The 22,453-nt window shown below is 64.1% G+C and carries 23 protein-coding genes; 19 read left to right on the top strand and 4 right to left on the bottom strand.

Annotation, left to right across the window (positions count from 1 at the left end; all coding sequences use genetic code 11):
• Positions 1 to 39: 39 nt before the first annotated feature.
• The gene (locus tag FZI91_RS04970; protein WP_162526718.1) at positions 40 to 1,110 is read left to right on the top strand and encodes a PDR/VanB family oxidoreductase; all 1,071 of its coding nucleotides are present in this window, start codon (positions 40 to 42) and stop codon (positions 1,108 to 1,110) included.
• A 16-nt stretch (positions 1,111 to 1,126) separates the two neighbouring features.
• Here FZI91_RS04970 and FZI91_RS04965 read toward each other — a convergent pair whose 3' ends face one another.
• Complete coding sequence (locus FZI91_RS04965; protein WP_309224205.1) at positions 1,127 to 1,882, bottom strand: class I SAM-dependent methyltransferase; 756 nt, start codon at positions 1,880 to 1,882, stop codon at positions 1,127 to 1,129.
• Between the two features lie 254 nt (positions 1,883 to 2,136).
• Here FZI91_RS04965 and FZI91_RS04960 point away from each other — a divergent pair, with 254 nt between their 5' ends.
• The 8 genes from FZI91_RS04960 (at position 2,137) to mca (ending at position 10,548) form a co-directional block, all read left to right on the top strand.
• The gene (locus FZI91_RS04960) at positions 2,137 to 3,693 is read left to right on the top strand and encodes an NAD(P)/FAD-dependent oxidoreductase (protein WP_155937546.1); all 1,557 of its coding nucleotides are present in this window, start codon (positions 2,137 to 2,139) and stop codon (positions 3,691 to 3,693) included.
• Positions 3,683 to 4,228: an SRPBCC family protein gene (locus FZI91_RS04955; RefSeq protein WP_155937545.1), complete on the top strand. Its 546-nt coding sequence runs from the start codon at positions 3,683 to 3,685 to the stop codon at positions 4,226 to 4,228. The genes FZI91_RS04960 and FZI91_RS04955 overlap by 11 nt, the downstream gene beginning before the upstream one ends.
• 123 nt (positions 4,229 to 4,351) lie before the next feature.
• On the top strand, positions 4,352 to 5,119 hold the full coding sequence (locus FZI91_RS04950; protein WP_155937544.1) for a TetR/AcrR family transcriptional regulator: 768 nt from the start codon (positions 4,352 to 4,354) through the stop codon (positions 5,117 to 5,119).
• A gap of 186 nt (positions 5,120 to 5,305) precedes the next feature.
• On the top strand, positions 5,306 to 6,187 hold the full coding sequence (locus FZI91_RS04945) for a metal-dependent hydrolase (protein ID WP_155937543.1): 882 nt from the start codon (positions 5,306 to 5,308) through the stop codon (positions 6,185 to 6,187).
• A 42-nt stretch (positions 6,188 to 6,229) separates the two neighbouring features.
• Positions 6,230 to 7,093 (top strand): metal-dependent hydrolase, encoded by an 864-nt coding sequence (locus tag FZI91_RS04940; RefSeq protein WP_155937858.1) that lies wholly within the window; start codon positions 6,230 to 6,232, stop codon positions 7,091 to 7,093.
• Positions 7,094 to 7,102: 9 nt separating this feature from the next.
• Positions 7,103 to 8,680 (top strand): NAD(P)/FAD-dependent oxidoreductase, encoded by a 1,578-nt coding sequence (locus FZI91_RS04935; RefSeq protein ID WP_155937542.1) that lies wholly within the window; start codon positions 7,103 to 7,105, stop codon positions 8,678 to 8,680.
• Positions 8,677 to 9,627 carry an SDR family NAD(P)-dependent oxidoreductase gene (locus FZI91_RS04930; RefSeq protein WP_155937541.1) on the top strand — a complete coding sequence of 317 codons (951 nt, stop codon included), beginning with the start codon at positions 8,677 to 8,679 and terminating at the stop codon, positions 9,625 to 9,627. The genes FZI91_RS04935 and FZI91_RS04930 overlap by 4 nt, the downstream gene beginning before the upstream one ends.
• Before the next feature lie 33 nt (positions 9,628 to 9,660).
• Positions 9,661 to 10,548 carry a mycothiol conjugate amidase Mca gene (mca, locus tag FZI91_RS04925; protein WP_155937540.1) on the top strand — a complete coding sequence of 296 codons (888 nt, stop codon included), beginning with the start codon at positions 9,661 to 9,663 and terminating at the stop codon, positions 10,546 to 10,548.
• A gap of 58 nt (positions 10,549 to 10,606) precedes the next feature.
• Here mca and FZI91_RS04920 read toward each other — a convergent pair whose 3' ends face one another.
• On the bottom strand, positions 10,607 to 11,422 hold the full coding sequence (locus FZI91_RS04920) for a hypothetical protein (RefSeq protein ID WP_162526687.1): 816 nt from the start codon (positions 11,420 to 11,422) through the stop codon (positions 10,607 to 10,609).
• Between the two features lie 34 nt (positions 11,423 to 11,456).
• Here FZI91_RS04920 and FZI91_RS04915 point away from each other — a divergent pair, with 34 nt between their 5' ends.
• The 6 genes from FZI91_RS04915 to FZI91_RS04890 all read left to right on the top strand — a co-directional run bounded on the left by FZI91_RS04915 (position 11,457) and on the right by FZI91_RS04890 (position 16,415).
• Positions 11,457 to 12,404 (top strand): Ppx/GppA phosphatase family protein, encoded by a 948-nt coding sequence (locus FZI91_RS04915; protein WP_162526688.1) that lies wholly within the window; start codon positions 11,457 to 11,459, stop codon positions 12,402 to 12,404.
• A gap of 27 nt (positions 12,405 to 12,431) precedes the next feature.
• On the top strand, positions 12,432 to 13,661 hold the full coding sequence (locus FZI91_RS04910) for a hypothetical protein (protein WP_155937539.1): 1,230 nt from the start codon (positions 12,432 to 12,434) through the stop codon (positions 13,659 to 13,661).
• A gap of 16 nt (positions 13,662 to 13,677) precedes the next feature.
• Positions 13,678 to 14,523, top strand: coding sequence for a sugar phosphate isomerase/epimerase (locus FZI91_RS04905; protein WP_162526689.1), 846 nt, complete (start codon positions 13,678 to 13,680; stop codon positions 14,521 to 14,523).
• A gap of 155 nt (positions 14,524 to 14,678) precedes the next feature.
• The gene (locus FZI91_RS04900) at positions 14,679 to 15,458 is read left to right on the top strand and encodes a thioesterase family protein (RefSeq protein ID WP_155937854.1); all 780 of its coding nucleotides are present in this window, start codon (positions 14,679 to 14,681) and stop codon (positions 15,456 to 15,458) included.
• Positions 15,459 to 15,504: 46 nt separating this feature from the next.
• On the top strand, positions 15,505 to 15,960 hold the full coding sequence (locus FZI91_RS04895; protein WP_155937538.1) for a nitroreductase/quinone reductase family protein: 456 nt from the start codon (positions 15,505 to 15,507) through the stop codon (positions 15,958 to 15,960).
• Between the two features lie 11 nt (positions 15,961 to 15,971).
• Positions 15,972 to 16,415: a nitroreductase/quinone reductase family protein gene (locus FZI91_RS04890; RefSeq protein ID WP_155937537.1), complete on the top strand. Its 444-nt coding sequence runs from the start codon at positions 15,972 to 15,974 to the stop codon at positions 16,413 to 16,415.
• Here the strand turns inward: FZI91_RS04890 and FZI91_RS04885 are convergent.
• Entirely contained in the window at positions 16,396 to 18,333 is a 1,938-nt protein-coding gene (locus tag FZI91_RS04885; protein WP_155937536.1) for a hypothetical protein, read from the bottom strand. The genes FZI91_RS04890 and FZI91_RS04885 overlap by 20 nt on opposite strands.
• A 177-nt stretch (positions 18,334 to 18,510) precedes the next feature.
• Between FZI91_RS04885 and FZI91_RS04880 the strand changes: the two genes are divergently transcribed.
• A complete protein-coding gene (locus FZI91_RS04880) occupies positions 18,511 to 19,452 on the top strand; it encodes a R2-like ligand-binding oxidase (RefSeq protein ID WP_155937535.1) in 942 nt (313 codons plus the stop codon).
• On the opposite strand, the gene FZI91_RS04875 is transcribed toward FZI91_RS04880, so the two are convergent.
• Positions 19,449 to 20,693, bottom strand: a complete 1,245-nt coding sequence (locus FZI91_RS04875) for a serine hydrolase domain-containing protein (protein ID WP_155937534.1) — start codon at positions 20,691 to 20,693, stop codon at positions 19,449 to 19,451. The two genes, FZI91_RS04880 and FZI91_RS04875, sit on opposite strands and share 4 nt — an antisense overlap.
• Before the next feature lie 139 nt (positions 20,694 to 20,832).
• Here FZI91_RS04875 and proC point away from each other — a divergent pair, with 139 nt between their 5' ends.
• The 3 genes from proC (at position 20,833) to FZI91_RS04860 (ending at position 22,438) form a co-directional block, all read left to right on the top strand.
• Entirely contained in the window at positions 20,833 to 21,720 is an 888-nt protein-coding gene (proC, locus tag FZI91_RS04870) for a pyrroline-5-carboxylate reductase (protein WP_203448884.1), read from the top strand.
• Positions 21,721 to 21,862: 142 nt separating this feature from the next.
• The gene (locus tag FZI91_RS04865) at positions 21,863 to 22,117 is read left to right on the top strand and encodes a helix-turn-helix domain-containing protein (protein WP_162526690.1); all 255 of its coding nucleotides are present in this window, start codon (positions 21,863 to 21,865) and stop codon (positions 22,115 to 22,117) included.
• 219 nt (positions 22,118 to 22,336) lie between these two features.
• Entirely contained in the window at positions 22,337 to 22,438 is a 102-nt protein-coding gene (locus FZI91_RS04860; protein WP_003402602.1) for a 30S ribosomal protein bS22, read from the top strand.
• The last annotated feature ends 15 nt before the right edge of the window (positions 22,439 to 22,453 follow it).

Below are 22,453 nucleotides of genomic sequence, written 5' to 3'. Positions count from 1 at the left end.
ATGGCGGCCCCGGCGGACCGCCATCCCCTTGGCTGGGGCATGAAGGTTCTCGACGTGGTGGGGCCGTCGGCTGTCACAGCCATGGGCAAGGCCTTGCCCGTCGTATTACGGCTGAGCTCGCTGCTGGGACCTGTTCGTGAACTCGAATGGGTTGACCGGTCATTGAATCTGGTTGTGGGGGAACGGTCGGTGGTCGCCGCCGACCAGGACGTCGTTGCGTTCATGCTCGGCGCACCGGACGGGCGGGAACTACCAAGGTGGCGCCCGGGCGCACATGTGGATGTGTCGATGCCTTCGGGGGCCGTGCGTCAATATTCGCTGTGCGGAGATCCGCACGACCGGACGCACTATCGAATTGCAGTGCGGCGCATACCGGGCGGCAACGGAGGATCCATCGAGTTGCACGACAGCGTGCACGTCGGCGACACGCTTGGGATTCGGGGGCCCCGAAATGCTTTCCCGCTGGCCACATCCGGTCACCGGAATACCGAAATCCGCCAGTTCCATTTTGTGGCAGGCGGAATCGGGATCACGCCGATCCTGCCCATGCTGGCAGTCGCAACGGATCTGGGGCTGCCCTGGACGATGACGTACACCGGGCGCAGCAAGGAGTCTCTTCCCTTCGGCGACGAGCTGGCCCGGTATGGCGAACGGATCACCATCCGCACCGACGATGAGGGAGGGTTACCAACACCCGCCGATCTACTGCCGCCGCTGCATCCCGATTTGGCGGTGTACTGCTGCGGCCCCGGCCCCATGCTGAAAGTGGTCCGCGACGCTGTCGTCGGGTACCCGGGTGCTGAGCTGCATTTCGAGCGATTCTCGGCACCACCGATCGAGAATGGGGTGCAGTTCCAAGTGCAGCTGGGTGCGGGTGGTCCCGTGCTGGATGTCGGGCCTGAGCGCAGCGCGCTCGAGACGGTACTCGCCGCCAGACCGGGCACACCGCATTCTTGCCGTCAGGGCTTCTGCGGCACATGCAAAGTCAGGGTGCTCGCGGGCAACCCTGATCATCGAGACACCGTTTTAGCGGAAACTCAGCGTGCGGACGGCCAGATGCTCCTCTGTGTATCTCGTGCCAACGGCGGACGCCTAGTGCTGGACATCTGACTTCGCCCGTAGGGAGCTAGCGCCGAGCTCGAATGAATTGCCCCTGGCCGGTGAGTGTTTGGTCGATATCGGTCCAGCCGTAGATACGCAGCCAGTCGGTAATTTCGTCGCGCCCGAATGCGCGAAAGCCGCCGACGCGCATGGCCGCGGCGGCGCCGGGCAGGGTCGTCAACTGGGTTTGTAGCGATGTAAAGATCGCTATCTGTCCTGCGGGGCCGGCAACCCGGCAGAGTTCACGTACAGCCTGTTCTGGATCAGGGATCAGGTACAGAGCCGCCAGGCAGACCACGGTGTCGAATGTCCCGTCGGCGAAGGGCAGTGCGTGTGCGCTCCCGCGGACGTAATCCACGCGATCGCCCGCGTTGTCACGTACGGCCCGCCGCAACATGGGTTCGGATAGATCGAGCCCGATACAGGCTCCACCGTCAGCCAGGCTGGTAGCCAACTGCCGTGTGTACAGCCCGGGTCCGCAAGCGACATCCAGAATCTTCTGGCCGCCCCCGGTCGCGATATCGCGCATGAGCTCGCTGTGTACGGTGGCGGTGCCGCGACCGCCGTAGCTGAACATCCGGGTGAACATCGGGCGCCAGGCGCGTTCATACACCGCGGCGAGCAGGGGACTCTGCATCAACCGGTTGGCCAGGGATACGGGCTCCTCGGTGGCGGGCGCGAGGACATCGAGGTATCCGTGGGTGGTGCGCACCGGCGGGTGCGTCACCCGGGTGGGGTCGACGAATGCCTCGGCCAGCCCTAGATCCGACAGTTTGCCCACAATGCCTCCAGTTCACACCACTACCTCGAAATTGATGAAACGGATAGTACTGGATACTTTGCATAACGTATAGATCCGCTTCTGGCCCGAATGTGCAGGCGAGCGGTCTTGTTTTTAATAGAATGGTGTGTCAGTCTGGTAAATATTCCCGGCTTGGCCGGGTGGGGAATTCGTTGTGCGGCGGGCCGCCGCCGCGAGTCGAAGGTCAGCGAGATGTGTTGCGGAAGCGGAAGGGCGGTGTCGTGGGTCGACCCATGGAACTGCGTGATGAACCTGACTACGAAGTTGCGATCGTCGGAGCGGGACTGGGCGGCATCTGCGCGGCAATCAAGTTGCGCGAGATCGGCATCGAGAATTTCGTCATCATCGATCGTGACGAGGATTTCGGTGGCACGTGGTTGCGCAACACCTACCCCGGAGTCGGCGCGGATATCCCGGCCGTCGCGTATCAGTTCACCTTCGCCCCCAAGGGGGACTGGAAGAACTTCTTCGCCGATGGCGCGGAGATCCAGCAGTACATCATGGACCTGGTCGTACAACATGGGTTGCGGGCTCGTGCCAGGTTCGGAACGTGCATCGAGCGCGAGGTGTTCGACGAGGACAATCACTGCTGGCAGTTGCATACACCCGACGGTGCATTCATCACGGCGCGTTTCGTGATCAGTGCCGTCGGCGCATACATCAATCCGCGGACCGCACCAGACATTCCGGGTCTGGAGACCTTCGCGGGGCCGATCCAAATCCCGTCGCGATGGCAACACGATATCGACCTCAGAGGAAAGCGCGTCGGCATCGTCGGGGTCGGTAGTTCCACTGTGCAGATCGCCCCATCGATCGCCGGCGAGGTTGCGCACTTGGACGTGTATCAGCGCACCCCGCAGTGGTACTTCCCGAAGCCTGATTTCCGTATCCCCAAGGTTTTGCAGCGAATGCTGGCGGGCCGTCGATTCGCCAACGCCGTCAACGGGATTGCGTTGGGGGGTATCGAGCTTGGCCTGCGTGTTCTCATCTACACGCCCAAGCCGCTGTTCCGGGTGGGCGCCGGTATCTTCGACCGGTTGGCGTTGTGGGCATATCTGGGCTGGATCAGGTACAAGGTGCGCGATCCTGAAGTGCGGCGGCAGTTGCGACCGCGCTTCGGTGCAGGATGCACTCGAGGAACCCTCGGGGCCGACTACCTGCCGACGTTCAACCGGACGAATGTCACGTTGGTGTCGAACGGAATCGACCGCATCACGCGGACGGGCATCGTGGACAACGAGGGCACAGAACGACCCATCGACGTGCTGGTACTCGCCACCGGATACGAGATGTTCTCTGACGCTGAGACGTACCGCGTGGGAACTGTGCTGGGTACCAATGGGTTCGACCTCGGCACGTTCTTTCAGGAGCGGGGATTGCAAGCGTACCAAAGCAATACGGTGCCCGGACTGCCAAACCGGTTCATGCTCGTCGGCCCCTACTCGTGGACCGGAACGAGCTTCCACTACATCCTGGAAAACTCGATGCGGCACATCGAGGCAGTGCTTAAGCTGGCACGCGCCAAGCGGGCGACCTGGGTGGAGGTCACCCAGGAAGCGTTAGATGAGTTTCAGGCGAGCATCACGCGCAGCGGCGCCAACCTCAACAGGTACTTCACGGTGAACTGCGCCGGATCCAATAGCTATTTCGTCAATTCGCAGGGTGATACGCCGTACGTACGACCGTGGACGGTGTTGCAGTCCTACCGGCGCAGTGTCCGCTTCCCATCGGGCGCATACGAATTCAGGCGAATCGACAGCGCCGTGAAGGAGGCCGAGCATGCGATTTGACGGGGTACCCATCGCGGCGGACGGAGTTGAAGACTTTTTCGCCGTCTCACCCTTCATCACTCGGGTCCGCCGGACTTTCGATGCCTCGCCGGAGGAGGTCTGGCGCGTGGTATCAGGGGACCGGATGTGGTCGTGGCTTCCTTCCGTATGGGGGTGCCGGTACCCGATGGATGCAGAACCCGCGGTAGGCACCGTGCGCGACTTCCAGATGTACATCCACTCCTGGATGGTCTTCGCCCAACACGAACAGATCATTCATTTCGATGCCCCTCGAGTCATGCGGTACACGGCGCTGGACGCGACCCTGCCGGTATTCGGCTCATGGTGTGAGGAGTACCGGGTGCTTCCCGAAAAAGATCCGGGTCGTGCGACCGTCGACTGGACGCTCGCCTGCGCACCCCGCTATCTGACCAACCTTCCAGGTTCCCGGATCGTGGGCAGATCATTATCTGCCGTGCTCAAACCGGTCTTCTGGTTTGGCCTGGGGGGCCTCAACCGCGAGCTACCTACCCGGGGGCCAAGCCGCGTGGGATGACACGGACCCCTTCCGGCCGACGCGAAGCATGCATGCAATCCAAAGTATCTAGTACTGTTGGTTACATCAGTGCGGGCGGAGGGTAGTCTGCTGGTATCGCGTCGGGCGGGAAGGGAATTACTCATGGCCGATGTCCCGACGTTATCGACCCGTAGTCCTGGAGTTAAGGACTACGATGGCGGCGTGTCGACTGATGTGCTCCCGGGTAGCGGAAAGCTTCCGGAACTCACGGGCGATGCCAGGGTCGACAGGTGGCGTGAACATCGCGCGACGGTCCGCGCGGAAATCATCGAGGCCACCCTTCGGGCGATCGAGGAGAACGGGCCCGATGTCTCGATCGACGACATTCTGAAGGCTGCCGGTGTTTCGCGGCCCAAGCTGTACCGATTCTTCGACGACAAGGATGCACTGTTCTACGCAGTCGCGGAGCGCCTGCAGGAGATCGTGATCGAGCGCATCACGCCGCATCTCACCCTCAGCGGCACGTTGCGCGATTTCGTCCGGTCGTCGCTCGTGGCCTACGTCGACCTTGTCGATGCGCGCCCCAACACCCTGCGATTCCTCATCGGATCGCATTTCACCGACGGGCGTTCCCCGGCAAGCCTGATCGATAGTGGGCGTCCGCTCGCCGACGCGATGGTCGAGTTTCTCGCCGGCGTGATCCGGATGTACGGCGGTAACGGCGAAAACCTGCAGTATGCCGTCGACGCCATGCTTGGCGCCGTCTCTCTCGGGGTGCTGCGCTGGGTCAATGAGCCGACTATCCCCAAGGATGCGCTGGTCGAAGAGCTGACGATGCTCGTCTGGGGAGCGTTCGCGGCTGCCACTGCGGCCCGGGGCGTGATTCTGGACCCCGAGGGCCGAGTGCTCTCGGTACCCGTCAGCGACTAATCGAAAGCCGGGCCTTTCGATGCCCTCCGTGCGCTAAAGCCGTTCTCTCAGTGCTGTTTCGGTGTCGTCGCGGCTCCGTGCCGATTAGGCGTGGAGTCTTGCGCAGATACTGCGCGGCGTTTATGGTGTAACTCACCAGTAACCTTTAGTACCAGGTACTAGCCGTCTCGACAAAGGAGTCGTGAAATGGCACGTCGTCAGAGTGCAGTGGCCGCTACACCGCAGGCCAACGCCTATCCCAAGACCCGACGGATTCGCTTCCGGTTCGGCGAAGAGGGTCGGGCGGGGAAGTACTTCATCGAGGACGACATTGTGTACAGCCACTTTGTTGCCGGACTCTCGGGAGGTTTCCCGCCCGGCGAGGAGGGATTCATCCGCTCGGTGCGCAAGTTCTCCGACCGGATCACCGATCCCGAGCTCAAGAAGCGCGTGGCCGGTTTCATTGGGCAGGAATCGGTACACGGCCAGGAGCATCGTCGCGTGAACGAGAAGCTCGTCGAGCTGGGTTACCCGATCGCCTGGTGGGATTCCGCGAAGCAGGTCAGGCGTCTCGTCCGGTTTGAGAACAGGCTCCCACCTCGCGCGCATCTGGCCATGACCGCCATGGCCGAACACATGACCGCGATCCTTGCCGAGCGCATGCTGGGAAGTGAAGAGGTGCAAGCTATTCCGGGTGACCCCGAGGTGTGGCACCTGCTCAACTGGCACGCCTTGGAGGAGCTGGAGCACAAATCGGTAGCCTTCGACGTATACCGCGCGGTGGGCGGTACCGAGGCCACGAGGATCGGCCTGATGATGCTGGCGATGGCCGTAGTGCCGCCGTTGACTCTCACGATTCTCGCGGGTTCACTGCTATCCGATCCGGTGGCGAGACGCCAACCGCTGCGCTTGATCAAGGAAGCCAGGGGGCTGTTTCGCGGTCCGCTCTTCCGGGGTCTCGCGGGTGACGTACGCAAGTATCTGCGGCCGGGATTCCATCCCGATGATATCGATACCGATGCGCTGCTACAGCGTTGGCAGACAGAGCTTTTCGGTTCCGATGGCGTCCTCGTCGACCACCTGAAGTAATTCCATTCGTCAGAGGAGACGATTGTCATGACCGCTGCAGCGATGATTCCCCCGGTCGGCAGATATCCGAAGGTGCGGCGCATCCGGTTCCGTTTCGGTGAACCCGATCCGATGAGCCGCCACTTCGTTGAGGGCGACATCGTGATGAGCCATCTCGTCGCGGTGCTGTCGGGGGCGTTCCCGCCCGGTGAGGAGTCCTTCATCCGGTCGGTGCGTCGATTCAACGACGAGATCACCGATTCGGAGCTCAAAAAGAGGGTGGCCGGGTTCATCGGGCAGGAGTCGGTGCATGGCCAGGAGCACCGCAAGCTCAACGACAGGCTCATTGAGCTGGGCTATCCCGCGGTGCGGATCTTCATGTTCAAGCCCAACACCTGGCGCGAGAAGCTGGTACAGCGGGTGGAGAACACCGCACACCCGATGGTGCATTTGGCGATGACGGCGGCGGCCGAGCATTACACCGCCATTCTGGGCGAGCGGGTGCTCTCCAGCGATGAATTGCAGAACATCCCAGGCGATCCCGAGGTTTGGCACCTGCTCAACTGGCACGCCACCGAGGAGTTGGAGCACAAGTCGGTGGCCTTCGACGTGTACCGGTCGGTGGGAGGACCCGAGTGGATTCGCATCGGCGTGATGGGCGTGATGTGGGCCGGGACCCTCCCGGTGGTGACGCTCGGTGTGCTGGGCTCCATCCTCACCGATCCGAAGGGCTGGAAGCCGATCACGGTGCTGCGGCAGACCTATGACGTCTTCCGGGGGCCACTGGTGCGCGGGCTGTTGCGCGATGTCGCCAAGTACATGCGACCGGGGTTCCATCCCGACGATATCGACACCGGTCCGCTGCTAGAGCGTTGGCAACAGGAGCTTTTCGGTGACCAGGGCGCCCTTACCGGGCACGGAAAGTAGGGGCCGTCAATGACAACAGGTGTCGCGCCGCGGCGGGTCAAGGCAGCCGAACGAAAGAATCCCGACCACGAGGTGGTCGTTGTCGGTGCCGGTTTCGGCGGCATCGGTACGGGGGTTGCCTTGCAACGCAAGGGTATCCACGACTTCATCATCGTCGACAAATGGGATCACGTGGGCGGAACCTGGCATGCCAACACCTATCCGGGTGTGGCCGTGGATATCCCGTCGTTCGTCTACAGCTTCTCCTACGAACAGCGCGGAGATTGGTCCCGAGTGTTCGCGCCCGGGAATGAGCTGCGTGACTACGCCGACGACATGGTGGACAAGTACGGTCTGCGCGACAAGCTGCGGCTCAACACCACCATCATGGGTGCGACGTTCGATGAACGAAACAGCATGTGGCGGTTGACCACGGACGGCGGCCAGGAGATTACCGCCAGGCATTGCGTGATGGCCATTGGCGGTCTGGAGCGCCCCAAGATGCCCGATATCCCCGGTGTCGACGATTTCGCAGGCACGCTGATTCACACCGCACTGTGGGATCACGACGTATCGCTCAAGGATAAGCGGGTCGCCGTGATCGGCACCGGCGCCACCTCGCTGCAACTGGTGCCCGCCATCGTCGAGGACACCCGGCACCTGACGGTGTTTCAGCGGACCCCGATCTGGGTGTTCCCGAAGGTTGACTCCGCGGTGGGACCGATGGGGCGCCGGATTCTGGAGAACAAGCGCTTGCGCTCCGCCATAAGGCTTCTCGGCACCGTCGGCACCGAGCTCGGGATGAGCGGTCAGCTGGTCGGTCCGCCCGTCGTGGTGGAGACCATCCGCAAGCTGGCCGAGATTCCGGTGCGCCGCTGGATGCGTAACCAAGTGAAAGATCCTGCGATCCGGGAGAAACTCATCCCGCACTACGGTTTGGGCTGCAAGCGGCCATCGATGTCTAACGATTACCTGGCGACGTTCAACCGCCCCGATGTCAGCCTGATCACCGACTCGATCGAATGCGTCACGCCCACCGGGGTGCGGACGTTGGACGGTGTCGAACACGAGGTCGACGTGTTGATCTGTGCGACCGGATTCAAGCTGTGGGACAAGGGTTCCACGCCGCCGTTCCCGGTGATCGGGCGCGACGGCCAAGAACTTGGCGCGTATTGGGATGCAGAAAGATTCCAGGCATACCAAGGTGTTTCCGTGCCGGGCTATCCCAACATGTTCACCATCACTGGGCCGTACGGCTTCGTGTTGGGGTCCTATCTATGGATGATCGAAGCGACCTCGGCGCATTTGAGCCGGGCCATCGCGGAGACCAAGCGACGGGGTGCCGACGTGTGCGAGATCCGTCAGGAGGCGCACGAGGAGTATTTCCAGAAGTGTCTCAAACGGCAGGAGAAGAATTTCCTGTTCACTCCCACCTGTGCCGGTTCGAACACGTACTACATCGACAACCACGGCGACTCGCCGTTCCGTCCCTCGACGCACGGTGAAATGTATTGGCAAAACCGACACTTCAACCTCGACGTCTACGAGTACAGCTCGGTTCCGACGACCGTCACATCGGTTGAGGCACAGTCAAAGGAGACCGTATGAAGCTCAACAGATTGCAACCTCAATTGGTGGTGGTGACCGGCGCGGGTAGCGGGATCGGTCGGGCCACCGCCATCCGATTTGCCAAACACGGTGCGCACGTGGTGGTCTCGGATATGGATCTGGATGCCGCCAATGCCACGGCGGCGATGATCCGCGCCACCGCGAACACGGCGACCGCAATGCGGCTCGATGTCACGGACCCCGACGCCTGGGCGACCTTCGCCCGCGATGTGCTGGCGGACCACGGAGTTGCCGACGTGCTCGTCAACAATGCGGGCATTGCCCTTGGCGGACCGTTCCTGAAACTGGAGCCGGCGGACTGGGACAAGCTACTCAGCGTCAACCTGATGGGCGTGGTGTACGGCTGCAGGGCCTTTGGGGAACAGATGACCGAACGCGGATCGGGGCACATCGTCAACATCGCCTCGGCGGCGGCCTTCACACCCACGCCGGTGATGGCGCCCTATTCGGTGTCCAAGGCTGGCGTCAAGATGCTCACCGAATGTCTGCGGCTTGAGTTGGGGGCCAAGGGTGTTGGGGTCAGTGCGATCTGCCCGGGATTCATCAACACCAATATCGGCCTCAATGGGACGATGATCGGCTCCGATGAGGCGATGATGGATCGTGGCAAACAGATCATGCGGCAGGCGCAGGAGTTCGCCGAGAAGCTGCCGTTCTCGCCGATGAGCCCCGACCTGGTGGCACGCGCTGTGGTGCGGTCGGTGCGCTACGACCTGGCCGTGGTACCGGTGCGGACCGAGGCATGGTTGGGCTACTTCATGGGCCGCATCGCGCCGGGCATCAATCGTCGTACCACGCAGGCATTCTCGATCGAGCGCGCCGAGAAGTGGGGTGCCTGGGCGTTTAATCAGCTAGACCGTTTCAACCTGCTGCCGCCGGTGCCGGAAGTACTGGACACTCGGAACCCGGTGACCTCCCGGAAGTAGCCACGCGCGCCGTCGTGTGATGCACTGACGGGCATGCGGCTGCTGGCGGTGCACGCGCACCCGGACGATGAGTCCAGTAGGGGAGCGGCCACCCTGGCCATGTATGCGGCTGAGGGGCATGAGGTCCTGGTGGTGACGGCCACCGGCGGCGAACGCGGCGACATCCTCAATCCGGCGATGGATCTGCCGGGTGTGCGGGAGAACCTGACCCAGGTACGGCGCGACGAGATGGCGGCGGCGGCCAGTGCCCTTGGCGTTCAACATCGTTGGCTGGGCTATATGGACTCCGGGCTGCATCTCGATCCGGCGGGGGTCCCCGATGATGGGTTCGCGCGCATGCCTTTGGCGGACGTGGTGGGCCGCCTGGTCGAGGTGATTCGGGACTTCAAACCCGATGTGCTGCTCACCTACAACGAATGCGGCGGCTATCCGCACCCCGACCACCTCCGCTGTCATGAGATGACGATCGCGGCGTACGAGCGTTGTCCGGAGGTATCGAAGCTGTACTACATCCATGAACCGGTGCGGGTGACGCCGCGGATGGTCAGGAACTTCGAACGCGCGGAGCGGTTGCGGCGCAGAGTGACGCGTAAGCGTGCGGGGCGACCCCAGCGCGATAGGCCGGTCATCGAACGGTCGTTGGTCGTGCCGCGGTGGGTGAAGGCTGCGGGCGTCCTCACCAGATCGCTGCGGCGAGCGGTGGGCTCGCGCCAGGTCACCTCCGAGATCGCGTGCAGTGACTACTTCGAGCTGCGCGATAAGGCATTGCGCGCGCACGCAAGCCAGCTCGATCCGGGCGGGCACTTTCTGGTGCTGCCCTGGACGTGGCGTCAGCAGTTGTGGCCGACGGAGCGCTACGAGCTTGTGTACACGCGCGTCGCGTCGGAAACTCCCGAAACGGACCTGTTCGCCGGACTCTAGACGTGACCCCGTGGCGACCACGTACGAGACGAATCCACCGTGAGGGGGCGTGTCGGCGTTAGTGCGGGGCGGCGGCGCGGGTGGCCGGGTGCACCGCGATCAGCCCCAGGCCCCTGCGGCGTTTGCACATCGCGGCCAACTCCGCGTAGGCCTTCTCGCCCAGCAGCTCGGTCAGTTCCGGGCCGTACGACTGCCACACCTGTTTCTTGCCGACATGCGCGGCCGGGTCGCCGGTGCAGTACCAGTGCAGGTCGGCGCCGCCCTCGCCCCAGCCGCGCCGGTCGTACTCGGTAATCGTCGTCTTGAGAATCTGCGAACCGTCGGGTCGATCCACCCAGGTCTGGGTGCGTCGGATCGGCAACTGCCAGCACACCTCGGGTTTCATCGTCAGCGGCTCGACGCCCAGCTTGAGGGCCTTGGAATGCAGGGCGCAGCCGATGCCGCCGTCGAACCCGGGCCTGTTCAAGAAGATGCACGCACCCTTGTACTTGCGTGTGCGCCACTGCTTTTCCCCGTCGAGCTCATCCTTCTCCAGGTAGCCCTTGCGGCCCAGCCCCTTGTCATGGAATTGCCAGTCCAGCGCGGTGAGTTGTTTGACCGCGTCGTCCAGCTTCGCCCGATCGTCGGCGTCCGAGAGGAAGGCCCCGTGGGAGCAGCAACCGTCATCGGGGCGTCCAGCAACGGTGCCCTGGCATGCCGGGGTGCCGAAGACGCATGTCCAATGCGATAGCAGCCACGTCATGTCGGCCTTGATCAAATGCTCGGGGTTCTCCGGGTCGTAGAACTCCACCCACTCGCGGGCGAAGTCCAGCTCCACCTCTTGTCCGTCGAGGGAGGCGTCACGTCCAAAGGGCTGTTTTGGCAGCGTCGTCACAGATGTAAACGGTAGACCCACTAACGTGTGCTCCGTGCGATTAGGCGTGCTGGATGTCGGCAGCAACACGGTGCACCTGTTGGTGGTCGATGCCCGACGGGGTGGTCACCCCACACCCATGAGTTCCACCAAGGCGGCGCTGCGCCTGGCAGAGGCCATCGACGAATCCGGCAAGCTCACCCGCAAGGGCTCCGACAGCCTCGTCCACACCATTGCGGAGTTCTCCAAGATTGCCCACAGCTCGGGCTGCTCCGAGATCATGGCGTTCGCCACCTCCGCGGTGCGCGATGCCACGAACTCCGATGAGGTGCTGGTTCGCGTCAAGAAGGAAACCGGCGTGGACCTCGCCGTTCTCTCCGGGGTCAACGAGTCGAGGCTGACTTTCCTGGCAGTTCGGCGTTGGTACGGCTGGAGCGCGGGACGCATCATCAACCTCGATATCGGCGGCGGCTCGCTGGAGCTGTCCTGCGGTGTCGACGAGGAACCCGATATCGCCTTGTCCCTGCCACTGGGCGCGGGCCGGCTGACCCGGGAGTGGTTGGCCGAAGATCCGCCGGGCCGTCGCCGCGTCGCTATGCTGCGTGACTGGCTGGAATCGGAATTGGTGGACGCTGTCAAACAGGTGTCGGCGGCGGGGGTGCCCGACCTGGCGGTTGCGTCCTCGAAGACGTTCCGGTCACTCGCGCGACTCACCGGTGCTGCACCTTCCGGCTCAGGACCGCGAGTTAAGAGGACACTTACAGCAAGCGGACTGCGTCAGTTGATCGCGTTCATCTCGCGAATGACGACCGCAGACCGTGCGGAGTTGGAGGGAGTCAGTGTCGACAGAGCGCCTCAGATCGTCGCGGGAGCACTCGTTGCGGAGGCAAGTATGCGTGCTCTGTCGTTAGAGGCGGTCGACATCTGTCCGTGGGCCCTGCGTGAAGGGCTGATTCTGCGCAAGTTGGATAGCGAAGCCGATGGCACCGCACTCGTTGACTGAACCCGTCCCCGGACGGTAGGAGAGGACATGACCGAGTCAGCAGACGAGGCCCAGCGGCCGGTGTCGGTTGCCGAGCTGCTGGCGCGCAACGGCGCCGGCGAAGGCAAGATCAGCGGCCACCGGCGACGGATGCGCGGCAACGCCGACGCCATTCCGGTCGCCGAGCTCACCGGTGAGATACCGGTCATTCGCGATAAGAAGGGCGGTCGGGCGCGCCCCAATCCGGCGCCGACGCCCGCTCCCGCGCAGGCTCCCGAGGCGCCCGAAGTGGGAGCTCGTTCCTACCTGCGCTCCAACGAGGACGCGTTGTTCGGCGGAGACAGCATGGCCGATGAAGCCGCGCGCCGCGGGCCGAGTGCATCGCAACCCCCGGCACCGACTCCCATGGCGTCGTCGCTGCGCAGCATTTTCCCGCCGACCCCCACGCCCGCAGTCCGGCCGGGAGAACCGCGTAAGTCGATCGACTTCAACGACGCCACCGGGGTCATCTCGCCGGTTACCGATGAGCCCACGCAGGCACCCGCGCCACAGCCCGTCTCGGTCGCTCCTACCCCGCCGGTCCCGGTACCGACCCCGACGCCTCCCGTGGCGCCCCCGCCGGTGTCTCGCCCTGCGCCCGTCGAGCCGGAGCCCGTCGCACAGCCCGAACCCGAACCCGAACTCGAGCCCGAACCCGTAGCCGTCGTGCAGCCGGAACCCGAGCCGGAGCAGGACGTCCAGAAGGACGAGCATGCGGGCTACGAAGAGGATGACGAATACGGCGAGTACAGCCGCGGCGCCGGCGTTGAGTGGACTTCCCACGATGCCGAGCAGGATGTCGAGGACGACGAGTTCGAGGATGACGAGGACGACTACGAGCTCGAGAACGAGCTTGCCGAACTCGTGGGCGGGCACGGAGACCCGGGCGAATCCGAGGTCAATCAGCTAGCCCACGCCGAAACCAACACCAAGTCCGACGCCGCGACCAAGTCCGAGCGCCGCGAGAAGATCAAGACCTACCTGCGCGGCACCTGGATCGCGTCGCAGTATCTGCTGGCCGTCGCCGTGGGTGCGGGCTTGTTCCTCGGATTCCGGGAATTGTGGGGCTGGAACCAGGGGCTCGCCCTGCTTCTGGGTGTGTTGTTTATCGCGATTCTGGTCGCCTCACTGTGGGTGATTCGCAAGACGGTGGACCTGACCAGCATTCTTATCGCGATCGTGGTGGGAGCTCTGATCGCGTTCGGACCTCTTGTGCTCATGCTGCAATCGGTTGATTAGGTAGCGTTACCGAACCGTGCGCCCTGCGATCAAGATTGGTCTGTCGACGGCCTCGGTGTATCCGCTCAAAACCGAAGCGGCCTTCGAGTATGCGGCCCGACTCGGGTACGACGGAGTCGAGCTCATGGTGTGGGCCGAGGCGGTCAGCCAGGATGAAAATGCCGTCGCGAATCTCTCTCGCAAGTACGACATGCCGGTGCTGTCCGTGCATGCCCCGTGTCTGCTGGTGTCACAGCGCGTCTGGGGGGCCAACCCGATATCCAAGCTTGAACGCAGCGTGCGCGTCGCCGAAAGGCTGGGCGCGAGCACTGTGGTGGTGCATCCGCCGTTTCGCTGGCAGCGTCGGTACGCCGAGGGATTCGCTGAACAGGTTGCATCGCTGGAGGATTCGAGCAATGTTCACGTGGCGGTGGAGAACATGTTCCCGCTGCGCGCCGACCGCCTGTTCGGCGCCGGGCAGACGTCGGTGGAGCGGATGAAGCGCCGCGGCGGCAGGCCGGGTGTCGGCGTCTCGGCCTTTGCGCCGTCCTTCGACCCCACCGATGCCAATCATGCGCACTACACGCTGGACCTCTCGCACACCGCGACCGCCGGTACCGATGCGCTGGACATGATGCACCGGATGGGATCGGGGCTGACGCACCTGCATCTCACCGATGGAACGGGTGCCTCCGTCGACGAACATCTGGTGCCCGGCAAGGGAACTCAGCCCGTCGCTCAGGTGTGTCGGGAGCTGGCCGCCGGCGATTTCTCCGGCCAGGTGGTGCTGGAGGTGCACACCTCATATGCGCGCACCGAGGACCAGCGCGAAGCCATTCTCAGGGAGTCTCTGCAGTTCGCCCGAACGCATCTGGTGCGATAGGGCCGTTGTGCCGAGTGTGCGGATTGCGGTGGTTTTCGGGCTAATTTCACCGAAAACCGCACACTCGCGGGCATTGGACGCGGCCCGATCGCGCCCTCCGTCGGAGCATCTGGTGCGATAGACGGGTGACGAGTAACGCCCCGTTCGCGCAAGCCATGTCCCTCGCCTCGTCGGGGGACGGACTGTTTGACGCGCATCTCAGCGACATCTGGACCATCGGACCCAAGCTGCACGGCGGCGTCATGCTGGCCCTGCTCGCCGGGGCGGCACGACAAACTCTCGGAGAATCTGAGCCGATCGCAGTCAGCGCAAGCTATCTGTTCGCGCCCTCGCCGGGGGATATGCAGGTACGCACAACGGTGCGCAAGCGCGGCCGGCAGATTTCACTCGTCGATGCTGAGCTGATTCAGGGTGATCGCACCGCGGTGCACGCCATCGTCACGCTGGGCACTCCCGAGCAGCATGTGGGCCCGCTGTTGACGGCGCTGCCGCCGGCGTTGACCCAGCTGCCCGCCGAACCGCCGCCGGGAGTGGCCCCGATCGGCGAGGGCCATCCGATGGGCGACATCTTCCACCTCTTCGGCGGGTTCGACGTGCGGCCCTCGTTGCGGTCGATGAGCGATCTGAGTGAGCGCGGCAAGCCAGAGATCGTGCTGTGGGCACGGCCCCGCGATATGGCGCCCGACGGGCTGTTTGCGTTGGTGTGCGGCGATATCTCGGTGCCGGTGACGTTCCCGTTGGGGCGCTTCGGCTGGGCCCCTACTGTGCAGCTGACGACGTACCTGCGCACGCTGCCGTCGGACGGCTGGTTGCGGGTGCTGTGCAGCACCAACCAGATCGGCCAGCATTGGTTTGATTCTGAACACACCGTCATTGACTCCGAGGGCGCCCTCGTGGTGCAGTCGCGTCAGCTTGCAATGGTGCCCTCAAACTGATCGGTGTACCTTTCCGTAGGGGACCTCGTCAAAGGAGTAAACAGGTATGGGCGACAAGCAGCGCACACCCGATTGGGTGGCTGAAAAGGGCGCTTGGGTGCTGGAGAACGGGCACCGGACCCTGCTGAAGCTCACCGGCGGGCGCTGGCCCCACAAGCTCGGCACCATGCCGACGTTGGAGCTGCACACCATTGGGCGCAAGTCCGGTGAACGTCGCTCCTCCCTGCTGAGTTCACCCATCTTCACCCCGGAGCGGATCGTCGTGATCGCCTCGCTCGGTGGGGCATCGCATAACCCGGCCTGGTACCTGAATCTGGTCGCCAACCCGAATGTCGAGATCACCGTCCGCGGCGAAACGAAGCCGTACACCGCACGAACCGCCTCAAAGGACGAGAAGGCCGCGCTGTGGCCCGAGATCACCCGCGGAGTCGGCAATCCGTACGACGGCTATCAGCGCAGCACGCAGCGGGACATCCCGGTCGTCATCTGCGAACCGGTTTAGGGAGAATTTCTATGGGTACGCAACCCGATTGGGCAATCCGGGCCGGTGCGTGGGGCCTGGAGAACGGGCACCGGGTCCTGCTCGCGTTGACCGGCGGTCGCTATCCCAAGAAGGTGCTCGGCATGCAGCCAGTGGAGCTGTACACCATCGGTAGCAAGACGGGGCAGCGCCGCGGCACCCTGCTGACCGCGCCGATCTACGAACCCGACAAGGTCGTGCTGGTCGCGTCCTACGGTGGCGGCACGGAGAATCCGGCCTGGTACAAAAACCTGGTCGCGAATCCCGCCGTCGAGATCGCGGTCGACGACGTGACGCGTCCGTTCACGGCGCACACCGCCTCCGCCGAAGAGAAGGCCGCGCTGTGGCCGACGATCGTCAAGGTCAACCCTGGCTATGCGGGCTACCAGAAGAACACCGACCGGGAGATCCCGGTCATCATCTGCGTGCCCGCCTGACGCTGTTTTGGATGCGGCGTACCCACGACGGACGTTCCTCGGCGGGCGCCTCTGCGACGGTCTCCGTGATGTCCCCCAACGCAACTCGCCGTTCGGCCAGGGCCACCACATCGGCCGGATGCTGGGACCAGTGCCTCGAGTCCGGATACTCCAGATAGGCCGAGGTGCCGACCATCCGCTGCGCCTCGCGGCGAATTGCAACGGGGAGTGTGGGGTCCGCCGCCACCCGCAACGCCGCATCGATCCGACGTAACGACATGTCGTTGTAGTAGTGGCGAGCCCACAGCGGGGTGCCGTCCGCGAAGGCGATGGCGGGGGTGGCCATACAGCTTCGCAGGTACTTCGGCGTTTTAGGCAGGCGCTCAATGGAATCGGCGGCCACCGCCGTCGGTGAGATGCCCTCCAGGCGCGCTCGCGCGAGGCAGTAGGCCTGCGCGGCTTCGTGGTTTCCCGTGGTGGCGACGATCTCCCACAGCTCGTCAACGGCGGTCTGATCGGCGGCGATCAATCCCTGGATGAACTGTCGAATTGGCGCCGACCACTTGCGGGTGTCGGCAAGCACCACCTGAGCGATGCTGTCCCCCAAGGGATCCGAGAATTCGATCAGCGCCCCCAGGAAAGTCACGATTGCCGGAGCGGCGGGCGTGTAGGTGTCGGGCTTGACGAACAGGCGCTTCTTCCAGGTCTTCCGCAGCGGATCCAAGTCCGAAGCACGGAGCAGCTTTTCGGTGTGCAGCAGTTGCAGCGCCACCGCGAGCGCCGGTTCCCTGGCGAGCGGGTCGGCCAGGATGGCGCGCACGCCGTCGGCATGCTTGCTCGTGATGCGCTCCCGGAACTCGGTGGCGAACTGTCGATCCACGCTGTTCTCCGGATCGAACCCGGGGGATGGCGGGAAGTTGGCTTCCCTCAAGAGCGCATCGACGTCGTTGAGCCATCCATCGACATCGGTGATGGGCGCGGTCGCGTGTGAGGCGTCGGCGAATCTTGGTGTAGTGCTGGCCCACTGGCGATCCGGCAGATTAATGCTGTCCAGCGCTACATACGCCCGCAGCCACACCGGCAACCGTTCGTCGAGGAAGGTATTACGGATAGCCTCGGGGTACTCGTCCTGGGTGACTTCCTTGCGCGCGGGCTCGATGGCGTACGCGACGGCGCGGAGCCTTTCGCGCTGCCGAGCGGGATCTGCCATCGTGGCTGCCCGGATCTCTTCGGCCAGCGCGATACCGGCTGCTACCGGATCCTCGCCGCTGGCCGTGACCAGACGGAGGTACGACAGGACGCACCCGTCCCCAAGGGCGAGCTGACGGGCCGTCTCCACGGCGTCCGGGTCGCCCACCTCGGCCAGCATCTCCGGTCTGAAATCCGGCGCGGCGGGGTCGATGTCCGCGCGGGTGAGCAGGCCGCGTGTGCGTAGTACAGCGCGCGCCATCGCGTGTAGATCGGCGAGCTCTTCGGACTGAATCACATTGTGCAGCAGGGTTTCCTCGCCGTCGCGCAGTTCCTGTTTCATCCAGTCCGCGGTGAGCAGCCGCAGCCGGACGTGCAGCGCGTCGAGCTGATGGGGTGCTGCAGCCGTGGGGTGAGCGTCGGCGGCGACGAAGAAGGGCTCTTGATCGCTACTGCCACCGGCCACGAGGTATCCGGCCTTGGCGACCCCCGCCAACACTGCGCGGACCGCATCGAGATCGCCGCCGAAGTAGACGGTCTGCGCGCCGTCCAGCCGGCCGGCCTTGTCGAATGACGACTGCTGATGATGCCACCCGACGTAAGGACTGCCAGGCGGCCGGCCCAACTGGCGCAACTGTTCTCGGGCCTCTTCGTGCAGTTCGTCCTGCATGTAGATCTCGCGGCTGGGACGCACAAACAGCACATCTGGGTTGGCAGAGAGTGCGGCGAAAATTACGGTCCGGTCCGACATCGGCTCAGCGTAGTGAGTTGACGCGTGGCGCCCGGCAGGTTTCTCGTCGGCCGTTGTCCTTCTGGGCGGAAGATCGAGAGGAACCCGCAGAAACTCGACATTCGACGAAATCCTTGATTGTGGGCTGGATCACATTCAGGATGGTCACTAGGTCAATGTCGACACTAGGAGGCCCTCATGACGCGGACGCATTACGGATCGCTACGCGAAGGAGGCCTTAACTGGGACTCGCTGCCGCTCAAGCTGTTCGCTGGCGGTAATGCCAAATTCTGGGATCCGGCCGATATCGACTTCTCGCGCGACCGCGCCGACTGGGAATCGCTGACGGATCGGGAACGTGACTACGCCACCCGACTGTGCGCGCAGTTCATCGCGGGCGAGGAATCGGTGACCCAGGACATTCAGCCGTTCATGTCGGCGATGCGCGCCGAGGGGCGGCTCGGCGATGAAATGTATTTGACCCAGTTCGCCTTTGAGGAAGCCAAGCACACGCAGGTGTTCCGGCTATGGCTCGACGCGGTAGGGGTCAGCGACGACCTGCACGGATATCTCGATGATCTGCCGGCGTACCGCGAGATCTTCTTCGACGAGCTGCCCGATGCGCTCGGAAACCTGGCCGCCGATCCGTCGCCGGCGGCACAGGTGCGCGCGTCGGTGACCTATAACCATGTCGTGGAGGGCATGCTGGCTCTCACGGGATATTTTGCGTGGCACAAGATTTGCGTCGACCGCGGGATCCTGCCCGGTATGCAGGAACTGATCCGCCGGATTGGCGACGACGAGCGGCGCCACATGGCCTGGGGCACCTTTACCTGCCGTCGCCATGTCGCTGCCGATGATGCGAACTGGTCGGTCTTCGAAGCCCGCATGAATGAACTCATCCCGATCGCCTTGCGTCTCACCGAGGAAGGCTTTGCGCTGTACGGCGAGGACACCCCATTCGGGCTCGTGTTGGACGAGTTCATGCAGTACTCCGCCGACAAGGGCATGCGGCGTTTCGGGACCATCAACAGCGCGCGGGGTCGCCCACTCGCTGAGATCGACCTCGACTACTCACCGCTGCAGCTGGAAGACACCTTCGCCGCCGAGGACCGACAGGCACTCGCGGTCACCGCCTAGCGGGTACTCCGGACGGTGGCGGCCCACAACCGAGGGAAGGCCACGTTGTGCAGCGGGTTGGGCAGCACCAGGTGGTTGTGTGCCAATCCAACGGCGATGTGGCGCTTCGGGTCCGCCCACCCGGCGGAACCGCCCGCGCCCATGTGCCCGAAACCGCCCACGAATCCGGGTGCGGGGATGCAGTGGTAGCCCAGTTCCCAGATATCACGGGTGACGGGCAGGCTGGGCCTGATCCCGCGTCCGCGGGCGAGTTCGGCGACCTTCGCGGCCGACAGCAGCTCCCGGCCGTCGACGCTTCCTCGGTTGCTCAGTGCGGCATAGAGCTTGGCTAGCGCAGGTGCGGTGCAGATGGCGTTCCCCGCGCCCATCTGGGTGTCGTAGAGCGGTGCGCTGGCGTGCCCGTCGTCGGCGACGATGCGTTCGGCCCCGGGTACGTGGATCGCCCCGGTGGCGCCCCGGGCACCGGGAAGGGCGTCGACAATGCGTGCCCCGACTGAAAGGCCGCGGGACAACAGCGGCATCGTGACGGCCTTGGCCAACTGGGCGTAGATACCCGCGGGAACCGTCGGCGAGTCGGCGGGAGGTCGGCCCAGGTGGATGCCTTCCACTCCAAGGGTTTTCGCGATCTCGGTGCGATACAGCGCACGCATGTCCTCGCCGGTGATCGCGCGTGCCAAACCTGCCAGCAGCCATCCGTAACTCATCGCGTGATAGGCGGCCTTCCCGTAGTAGCGCCCCACGGGCGCGGCGGCAAGGCGCTGCTCCATCAATTCATGGTCGAGCAGTTCTTCTGGAGTGGACGCGATCGGGGCCAGCGCCGCCAACCCCGACTTGTGCGCCATGACCTCCCGAACAGTGATCGCCTCCTTGCCGTTGGCCGCGAACGCGGGCCAGTAGCGGGCCATCGGAGCGTCGTAGCTCAGCAGCCCGCGGTCGGCCAGGCGATGTATCACGGTGGCGGTGATCCCCTTGGACGCCGAGTAGACGATCGGCGCGGTGTCGTGGGTCCAGGGCACACCTGGTTGGCCATCACCGGCCCAGATATCGAGGACCTGTTCGCCGTCGACATAGACGCAGAGTCCGCCGCCTCCGGTGCGGCCGACGTACATCGCCGCGAATTTCCGGACGACCCGGTCGAACTCGGGTTGCGCCCAGCCGCCCACCCCGTCAGGCAGATCGGTGCCGAGTGGTTGAGGCGGGACAACAGGGGCCGTCTCTGCGCGGCGTTGCGGTTGGGGCATATGTAACTTGTAGTCCGGGTATCGGCCGTGCGCTACCACTTGGGCGAGATCGGCGAATAGTCATAAACCGGGCAGTGTGTGCGCACGCGTGCAGAAAGCCGTTTCCGGGTGTGCTAACTGGTCTGCCATGCTGGTCGCCATGTCCAGAATCGCAATCATCGGTGGCGGCAATATCGGCGAAGCACTTATCTCCGGGCTGCTGAGGGCCGGACGGCAAGCCAAGGACATCGTCGTCTCGGAGAAGGTGCCCGCTCGGGCCAAGGCGCTCGCGGACGCGTACTCCATTCGGGTCAGCGAGGTGGCCGACGCGGTCGAGGGCGCCGACTTCATCGTCGTGGCCGTCAAACCGTCCGACGTGGAGAGCGCGACCACCGAGATCGCCTCGGCACTCGCGAAACTGGACGCTGAAGGCAGCGAACGGGAAACCGAGCAGGTGTTGGTTTCTGTGGCCGCCGGGGTGTCCACCGGCTTCTTCGAATCGAAACTGGCCGCGGGCGCACCGGTGGTGCGGGTGATGCCCAACGCCCCGATGCTCGTCGGCGCCGGGGTGAGCGCCGTCGCCAAGGGGCGGTTCGCGAATGACGAGCAGCTGAGCGCCGTCGCCGAGCTGCTGGAGTCCGTGGGCACAGTCATCAAGGTCGCGGAATCGCAGATGGACACCGTCACCGCGCTGTCGGGATCGGGCCCGGCGTACTTCTTCCTGCTTGTCGAGGCGCTGGTCGACGCCGGTGTCGCCTCGGGGCTCACCCGACCCGTCGCCACCGATCTGGTCATCCAAACCATGGCCGGATCTGCCGCGATGCTCCTCGAACGAGCCGAATCCGACGAAAATCGTGCCCCCGGGCTACAGACCCGTACGGAGGTCGATACGACCGCCGCGGAGCTTCGCGCAACGATTACCTCACCGGGTGGTACGACCGCCGCTGCGCTGCGTGAATTGGAACGCGGAGGTTTGCGGGCAAGCGTCTACGCGGCCGTCGACGCCGCAAAAACACGCTCCGAGCAGCTCGGAATCACATCAGAGTAATTTAACCAAATCTTGACCAATTAGCCCACACGGGTATCAGTAACCCCACTGGTCCCGCTATTCTCCTTCTAGCACGTGCGTGTCCGTACCGCCGGTGGGGAAGATCGGCGGCACGACACGTGCCAAGGGAAATGGGTATGCGATGACTTCAATGAACGGGCCGCGGGACGGAGCCGGCGCAAAGCCGGGTCGGGACGCAGCGGCCACAGGTCAGCCAGGGAAGGCACAGTTCCTCACGGTCGCCGAGGTCGCCGCGCTGATGCGCGTCAGCAAGATGACCGTTTATCGGCTCGTGCACAACGGCGAACTGCCCGCGGTGCGGGTTGGTCGGTCGTTCCGGGTGCACGCCAAGGCCGTGAACGATCTGTTGCAGGCGTCTTACTTCGACGCCGGATAGGCCCCCGCACGCGGGTGGGGGTGCCCCCACCCGTGGGGGCGTACCCCCAGGCATCGACGGTCAGCTCTGCCGGTTTCTTGACCTGGGGCCGCAGCAGGTAGAGTCATGCAGCACCCTGGTTTAAACCTTGATGGGTTAGGGCGCTGCGTGTATGGCTGGCGCGAGCCGCTGTGCACCGCCCCACGTTAAAGACGATTTCAAAGTAGGTAGCAGGAGTTCATGGGTTCAGTCATCAAGAAGCGGCGTAAGCGTATGTCCAAGAAGAAGCACCGCAAGCTGCTTCGCCGCACCCGGGTTCAGCGCAGAAAACTCGGTAAGTAAACCTTGCGTTAGTGG

This window comes from Mycobacteroides sp. CBMA 271 (genome assembly GCF_009729205.1).
Lineage (GTDB): Bacteria > Actinomycetota > Actinomycetes > Mycobacteriales > Mycobacteriaceae > Mycobacterium.
This window is presented reverse-complemented; position numbering and strand designations above follow the sequence as displayed.

Bases quoted from the DNA above. Each gene is read 5' to 3' on its own strand.
- FZI91_RS04970 (WP_162526718.1), top strand. From the start codon at position 40: ATGAAGGTTCTCGACGTGGTGGGGCCGTCGGCTGTCACAGCCATGGGC.
- FZI91_RS04960 (WP_155937546.1), top strand. From the start codon at position 2,137: ATGGAACTGCGTGATGAACCTGACTACGAAGTTGCGATCGTCGGAGCG.
- FZI91_RS04955 (WP_155937545.1), top strand. From the start codon at position 3,683: ATGCGATTTGACGGGGTACCCATCGCGGCGGACGGAGTTGAAGACTTT.
- FZI91_RS04950 (WP_155937544.1), top strand. From the start codon at position 4,352: ATGGCCGATGTCCCGACGTTATCGACCCGTAGTCCTGGAGTTAAGGAC.
- FZI91_RS04945 (WP_155937543.1), top strand. From the start codon at position 5,306: ATGGCACGTCGTCAGAGTGCAGTGGCCGCTACACCGCAGGCCAACGCC.
- FZI91_RS04940 (WP_155937858.1), top strand. From the start codon at position 6,230: ATGATTCCCCCGGTCGGCAGATATCCGAAGGTGCGGCGCATCCGGTTC.
- FZI91_RS04935 (WP_155937542.1), top strand. From the start codon at position 7,103: ATGACAACAGGTGTCGCGCCGCGGCGGGTCAAGGCAGCCGAACGAAAG.
- FZI91_RS04930 (WP_155937541.1), top strand. From the start codon at position 8,677: ATGAAGCTCAACAGATTGCAACCTCAATTGGTGGTGGTGACCGGCGCG.
- mca (WP_155937540.1), top strand. From the start codon at position 9,661: ATGCGGCTGCTGGCGGTGCACGCGCACCCGGACGATGAGTCCAGTAGG.
- FZI91_RS04910 (WP_155937539.1), top strand. From the start codon at position 12,432: ATGACCGAGTCAGCAGACGAGGCCCAGCGGCCGGTGTCGGTTGCCGAG.
- FZI91_RS04900 (WP_155937854.1), top strand. From the start codon at position 14,679: ATGTCCCTCGCCTCGTCGGGGGACGGACTGTTTGACGCGCATCTCAGC.
- FZI91_RS04895 (WP_155937538.1), top strand. From the start codon at position 15,505: ATGGGCGACAAGCAGCGCACACCCGATTGGGTGGCTGAAAAGGGCGCT.
- FZI91_RS04890 (WP_155937537.1), top strand. From the start codon at position 15,972: ATGGGTACGCAACCCGATTGGGCAATCCGGGCCGGTGCGTGGGGCCTG.
- FZI91_RS04885 (WP_155937536.1), bottom strand. From the start codon at position 18,333: ATGTCGGACCGGACCGTAATTTTCGCCGCACTCTCTGCCAACCCAGAT.
- FZI91_RS04880 (WP_155937535.1), top strand. From the start codon at position 18,511: ATGACGCGGACGCATTACGGATCGCTACGCGAAGGAGGCCTTAACTGG.
- FZI91_RS04875 (WP_155937534.1), bottom strand. From the start codon at position 20,693: ATGCCCCAACCGCAACGCCGCGCAGAGACGGCCCCTGTTGTCCCGCCT.
- proC (WP_203448884.1), top strand. From the start codon at position 20,833: ATGTCCAGAATCGCAATCATCGGTGGCGGCAATATCGGCGAAGCACTT.
- FZI91_RS04865 (WP_162526690.1), top strand. From the start codon at position 21,863: ATGACTTCAATGAACGGGCCGCGGGACGGAGCCGGCGCAAAGCCGGGT.
- FZI91_RS04860 (WP_003402602.1), top strand. From the start codon at position 22,337: ATGGGTTCAGTCATCAAGAAGCGGCGTAAGCGTATGTCCAAGAAGAAG.